The sequence below is a fragment of the Kitasatospora putterlickiae genome (genome assembly GCF_039527695.1).
GTDB classification, from domain to species: Bacteria; Actinomycetota; Actinomycetes; order Streptomycetales; family Streptomycetaceae; genus Kitasatospora; species Kitasatospora putterlickiae.
Genome location: NZ_BAAAKJ010000305.1, coordinates 1 through 643, shown reverse-complemented (window position 1 = coordinate 643; position 643 = coordinate 1). Strand labels below are relative to the sequence as shown.

At 80.4% G+C, this 643-nt stretch carries 1 pseudogene; it reads right to left on the bottom strand.

Annotated elements, in window-relative coordinates:
• Positions 1-643 (bottom strand): annotated as a pseudogene (locus ABD308_RS29270) (hypothetical protein); the annotation flags it as partial.

Genomic DNA, 643 nt, shown 5'->3' with positions numbered 1-643 from the left:
CCGCCTCGACGGCGGCGTCGGCGGCCCACAGTTCCCCGTGCGGGACCTGCAGCAGCAGGTGGTGGCAGGCGTCCAGGACCTGGCCGGTGACCTCCACGGGCTCGGGCGCGCTGTCGTCGTAGGTGACCACCACCTCGCCGGTGCCGACCACGAGGTGGGTGACCGGGCGGGTGGCGGCGGCCGCGGGGCCGGGCGCCGGTCCGGGCACGGTGGCCCCGGGGGCGGCCGGTCCGGGCGCCTCGAAGTGGCGGCGCAGGGCGAGGGCCGCGCGCAGGGCCCGCTCGGCGTCGTCCTCGTGGGCCCGGGGGACGCCGAAGACGACCAGCCACACCGAGCCGAAGGCGCGCCGCACGTGTCCGCCGAAGGGCGCCATCTCGCGCCGGATGTCGGCGGTCAGCTCCTTGACGGCGTGGTCGACGCGCTCGGGGGCGAGGGCGCCGCCGTCGGCCGTCCACCGTGCGCGGACCATGACGACGCTGGCCGGGCGCCGCTCGACCCGTTCCCAGGACGCGCGGAAGGCGTAGTCGTCGGCCAGGGCGTCGGTGGTCCCGGCGCGGCCGGCGGCGCGGTGGTCGGCGCGCGCGGGCGGGGCGGACGGGGCGGACGGGGCGGGCGACGGCGCGGCGGGTGCGAGCGGGGGACG